Annotated in this window: 4 protein-coding genes; all 4 read right to left on the bottom strand. The window is 39.0% G+C overall.

The features are described from left to right. Positions 1-1,263: WD40 repeat domain-containing protein (locus LC574_RS24645; RefSeq protein WP_229456179.1), on the bottom strand; the 1,263-nt coding region annotated here is incomplete at its 3' end. Position 1,264: 1 nt separating this feature from the next. Beyond that, complete coding sequence (locus tag LC574_RS24640) at positions 1,265-2,875, bottom strand: AAA family ATPase (protein ID WP_229456178.1); 1,611 nt, start codon at positions 2,873-2,875, stop codon at positions 1,265-1,267. Between the two features lie 202 nt (positions 2,876-3,077). Then, a complete protein-coding gene (locus LC574_RS24635) occupies positions 3,078-3,224 on the bottom strand; it encodes a hypothetical protein (RefSeq protein WP_229456177.1) in 147 nt (48 codons plus the stop codon). Between the two features lie 157 nt (positions 3,225-3,381). Continuing rightward, positions 3,382-5,379, bottom strand: a 1,998-nt coding sequence (pheT, locus tag LC574_RS24630) for a phenylalanine--tRNA ligase subunit beta (protein ID WP_229456176.1), incomplete at its 5' end; no start/stop codon positions are given.

The raw sequence follows: 5,379 nt of genomic DNA, 5'->3' as shown, positions 1-5,379 counted from the left end.
GGTATAAATTTCCCTTCCTAGCTTTAAATCCCACAGTTTTAGGGTGTTGTCATCAGAACAAGAAAGGCCAGTTTTACCATCTGGGGTTATGGCTACTGAATTTATCGAGTCCTTATGACCAGTGAGGGTATAAACTTCCCTTCTTGCCTCTAAATCCCACAGTTTCAGGTTCTTGTCAACAGAACCAGAAATGGCTATTTTGCCATCTGGGGTTATGGCTACTGCATTTATTGGGTTTTTATGACCAATAAAGGTATAAGTAAGGATATAAATTTCTTTTTCTGTATCTAAATCCCACATTTTCAGGGTGTTGTCATTTGAACCAGAAATGGCTTTTTTACCATCTGGGGTCATGGCTACTGCTTTTACCGAGTCCTTATGACCAATAAAGGTATAAATTTCCCTTTTTGTCTCTAAATCCCACAGTTTCAGGTTCTTGTCATCAGAACCAGAAATGGCTTTTTGACCATCTGGGGTCATGGCTACTGCTTTTACAGAATTATTATGACCAGTGAAGGTATAAGTGAGAGTATAAATTTCTGTTTCTGTATCTAAATCCCATAGTTTTAAGGTGTTGTCATTAGAACCAGAAAGGACTTTTTTGCCATCTGGGGTTATGGCTATTGCTTTTACCGAGTTATTATGACCAATGAGAGTACAAATTTCTCTTCCAGTATCTAAATCCCATAGTTTTAAGGTGTTATCATTAGAGCCGGAAACAGCTTTTTTGCCATCTGGGGTCAGGGCTACTGCTTTTACTGACTTATTATGACCAATAAGGGTACGGCGTAGGTTTCCACCTGGAGTAGTTAAGCTGGCTGTAACAGGACGTAACCAGATATTTTCATTTTTAGTTTGTGCTGCATCTTTCAAAATTTGCTGAATTTCTGGCTGGGGAAAACTCTGCAACCTTCCCCATAATTGTTCTACTAATTGGGTTTGGTCTTGATTCAAAACATGGGCTGATAACCGTAGCGCATCTTGAATTAATTTCAGGATTTTGATTTGTTCGGAGTCTAGTTTCTCATCTTGTTCTAAATTCTCCAATACCTCTGGGTCATAAATCAAAGCATAATCCCTAATTAGAGCTTCTACTCCAAATCGAGGATATTGAATTTTCAGAGAAATAAAATCAAAATTTGTGAGAATTTGATAATATTTTTTGCAGTTACCCGCTTTTAAGTTGCTTTCAGCACGTTTACCTAGAAACAAATTTTTAACTTCGTCTGTTTGTGAGGCAAATTTAGTAGCAATTTCACCCATTTTATGCAATCCTCTGCTCCAGGTAATCAGCTATACGTTGATTAACTTCTTTAAATAATTTTCGACCTTTATCTAATTTGTCTTGCTCTTTGAGAAATTCCAGAAAACTTAGATGATAAATATTATAGTAAGTTGTTTTTTCATTTTTATTAAGTTTTTCTGTTATATATTCCACCCAATCCTTGAAAACTGACTTCACATAAGATTCATCCTGATCAAGAATTTCTGCAATCATCTTTAAAGATATCGGTTCACCTCTTTCTACTAACATATACAAAATTTTTACTTTCATTTCATTGGATTCATTTTCCATATCCATCCGCAGCCAATGAACATGATAATAATCTTTAAGACCTTGTGGTAATCCCTGTAAGGTCAAATTACTATATTTACCTTCAGCAATCCAAGGTAATACATAACGCAAATACATGAAATTATTTTCGCTCTTAGCCGCCACTTCTTCAATAAAGTTATGTTCAGCAATCTTGCGGTCTGTAATCCATTTTTTCAATTGATCTTTATAGTCTTTATCAGCATTGAGAAATAGATGAAGGTACTCTTTCACATCTTCTGCACTAAAATTTTTATATTCGTCTTTTCTTAAATCCAATTCATCTACAGGAGTATCTGGAGACAAAATTAAACGTTTTGTTTCTTGATTATAAGGTCGTCTGGTCAGTAAAAAATAGACTCCATCAGGAATATTTTGTGGTAAATCTAAAAGATTACCATTTCCTTCTTGTTCTACTTCATCTAGTGCATCAACAACAATTACAAGTTTTTGTCCCTTTAGTGCTTCACTGGCTTTTTGCAGTAAAGTTCTTAAATCAGCGTTGTCTGCATTTTGGAGAGAACAATGCTTAATTAACTGTTTACGAATACTGTCTAAAAACTTTTCTGGTTTGTTGCGTCCTTCTGCGAAAACATTAAAATAACAAGGGTATTTAGTAGCTAAAACGTATTTAGCTGCGATCGCACTTTTACCCATCCCTGCATCCCCAATTACACTAAAATAACCCTTACTTTTAGTTGTGAAGAATTCTTGAATAGCATTGAAAACAAAATCACGACCGCAAAACAAGCGAGTTTTTTCAAACATTAAGGCTTTAAACTCTTTGGGATAAACATCTAAATCCCAATCTGGATAAGGCTGAAATTTTGAAGACTTCGTTTGTTTAGCAACTGCAATAAAAGCTTCCCCAAATTCTTCTAATTCACCCAAAAACTCTTCTAATTCACCCAAAAACTCAACTTTAGATTTGATTATCTGAGTTTTTAGTTGGCTATTTTTATTAAGAAAAATTTTTGTATCTTCTACGAACTTAAAGGGAGCATTAGAACTGTAAGCATCCCAAAAATAATCTTTAATTACTTTCTCTTTAAACAGGTTTAAAATTGCTTCAGGTTTAAATACACCATACCTTACCAGAGCGTAAACATAAACAGTATCAACATCATCAGGAATTTGGGTAGGATTGAGTTTTAACTCCTTTAGAATTTTGATAACAGCTTCGTTTTTTTGAGCTTGTTTAATGATTAGTTGACCAGCTTGAGGAGCATATTTTTTAATTATGGGAGTAATTACTGAAGTAATGGCGGCAAATTCTATCATCGTTGATTACCGAAAATTTACTATTTTTTTATGAGTGGGATTATACCAAATTATATAGTAAAGACTGTTGAGTAATATAGCAGTCCTAAATCATTTGTGAAAATTATATATCTCTTTTTTCTTTCTTATCTTTGCGTCCTTGGCGTTCTTGGCGGTTCGTTTCCTTATCTATATTTTTCACGACTCATTTAGGATTGCTATATTATAGATATGGACACGCCGAAATAACAAATGAGTTCGCCAAAATAACAAATGCGTTGGCGTAGCCCGCCGCAGGCATCGCAAAAATAACAAATGAGTTCGCCGAAATAACAAATGCGTTGGCGATGCCCGCCGCAGGCATCGCCATGATTGCAACAATTTAGCTTTGTCACGCCAGCGTAACGCACCGCAATTCTTTGGTGGATGAAGTTTTTCCGACTTGTGTGTACACCGTAGCCTTTCCAAGGGGAGGGTTAGGGTGGGGTAAAACTGACGCGAAAAACCAGCTAAAAAACTCGTAACTTCTAACTTCTCAGGTTAACGCCGAATTTTTCCACCAAGTCTTCGCGGACTTTATTGTGTACTGGTTCAACTTCTGCCTCAGTAAGAGTGCGATCGCTAGCCCGATAAACTAAGCGGAATGCTAAACTTCGTTGCCCTTCGGGGACATTTTCACCCCGATATTCATCAAATAATTCCACTGATTCGAGCAAATCTTTACCCGCTTTGGTAATTACTTTTTGAATTTCGGCAACTGAGATTTTCACGGGTGCGAAAAAGGCGATGTCGCGATCGCTAGCCGGATATGTAGAATAAGGCTGGAATGTTTGCACAAGAACTTCATCTTCTCCCAGAGAATCTAAAAGCACATCTAGATCCAACTGGAAAACATAAACGGAATCTGGTAAGCCTTTTTCTCGTCGCAATTGGGGATGGAGTTGTCCAAAAATACCTAGTCTGTTACCCCGAATCCACAGAGAAGCGGTACGTCCTGGATGTAAGCGATTATCTCGGCGATCGGGTTGAAATTCTACCTGCAAGGCAAGTTGCCGAAATACACTTTCTAAAATGCCTTTAGCTTCAAACCAGGTGATGGGTTCTTCGCGTCCACTTTTTGACCATTTCCCAACGGAAATATCCCCTCCGACAATCCCAGCAAGGGCTTCTGTTTCTTGCAAACCGTCTTCTTCTCGCCAGAAAATTTGCCCGATTTCAAAGCCGTTCAAGGCATCATTACCCTGCTCTAAATTGTATTGAAAGGCATCAATCAACCCAGATATCAAATCGTTTCGCAGCGCTGAATATTCGGCAAATAATGGGTTTGACAGTACTATCTGTCTGTCTTCTCCTGGTTTAACTAAAGAATAGTGAATTAATTCTGTCAACCCTTCAGCCCGGAGGAAAGCTCGTAACTTGCGAATCAATTCCTCATCTAAAGGCAGATAGCCACCTTCCGCTTTTTCTGGTAAAGTATCACAGAATTTGTTGTAACCATAAAGACGGGCGATTTCTTCAATTAAGTCAATTTCTCGCTCTAAGTCGCGGTAACGATAGGGTGGAACAGAAACTGACCATCTGGGTTGATGGTTAGTATCTTCTCCTGAAGGAGTCAATTGACATCCCAATGCAGTCAGGATGCGCTCAACGTCTTGTTTTTGCAGTTCACCTGTATCCTCTCCCAAATCGATTGGCCCCAGTATCTGATTAACTCGGTCTAAACGCAGGGCGATAGAACGACTCCAAGTAGACGGATCGGGGCGGGTGTCGGCAATTTCCTGCTGGACAATAATTCCACTAGCTAATTCGCTAATTAAGGATAAGGCGCGGCGATTAGCTATTTCCAATTCAGCCCGGTTAACTCCTCGTTCATATCTGCCAGAAGCCTCACTTCTTAACCCAACACTCCGAGACGAACGGCGAATTGCCACGGAATCAAATAAAGCTGCTTCTAAAACTAAGCTTTGAGTCCCTTGATGGACTTCTGTTTCTTCTCCACCCATAACTCCCGCCAGTGCTACGGGTTTGTCGTTAGCGGTAATTAATAAATTTTGGGTTGATAAGGTGCGAGTTTGTCCATCCAGGGTTTTGAGGGATTCTCCAGCAGTGGCGAAGCGAACACCAATTGTTAAATTTTCGCTACTTGCAACAGATTGTAGGCGATCGCAATCAAAGGCGTGCAGTGGTTGTCCCCATTCCAACAAAACGTAATTAGTAATGTCCACTACATTACTTATGGGACGTACCCCAGCAGCCCGCAAACGCTGTTGCAACCATTCGGGAGATGGAGCAATTTTAACCTGTTCAATTACCGTACCAATGTATGCAGGACAAGCTTGGGTATCGGCAATTTTTAAAGCTAAATTTCCGGCACTTTTAGTAATAGAGACTTCACCAGGTTCAAGAATGCTCAACTTTCCACCAGTTAAAGCTGCTACTTCCCGTGCTACGCCTACCATACTCAGAGCATCAGCACGATTAGCAGTTGCGGTCAGGTCTAAAATTACATCATCTCCCGAATGGTT

It is taken from the genome of Nostoc sp. CHAB 5715 (assembly GCF_020829685.1).
GTDB lineage: Bacteria > Cyanobacteriota > Cyanobacteriia > Cyanobacteriales > Nostocaceae > Nostoc.
Note: the sequence above shows the minus strand (reverse complement) of the source record. Positions and strands in the feature narration are given on the sequence as shown.

Excerpts from the sequence above, each read along its gene's own strand:
- LC574_RS24640 (WP_229456178.1), bottom strand. The coding sequence starts at position 2,875 with ATGATAGAATTTGCCGCCATTACTTCAGTAATTACTCCCATAATTAAA.
- LC574_RS24635 (WP_229456177.1), bottom strand. The coding sequence starts at position 3,224 with ATGGCGATGCCTGCGGCGGGCATCGCCAACGCATTTGTTATTTCGGCG.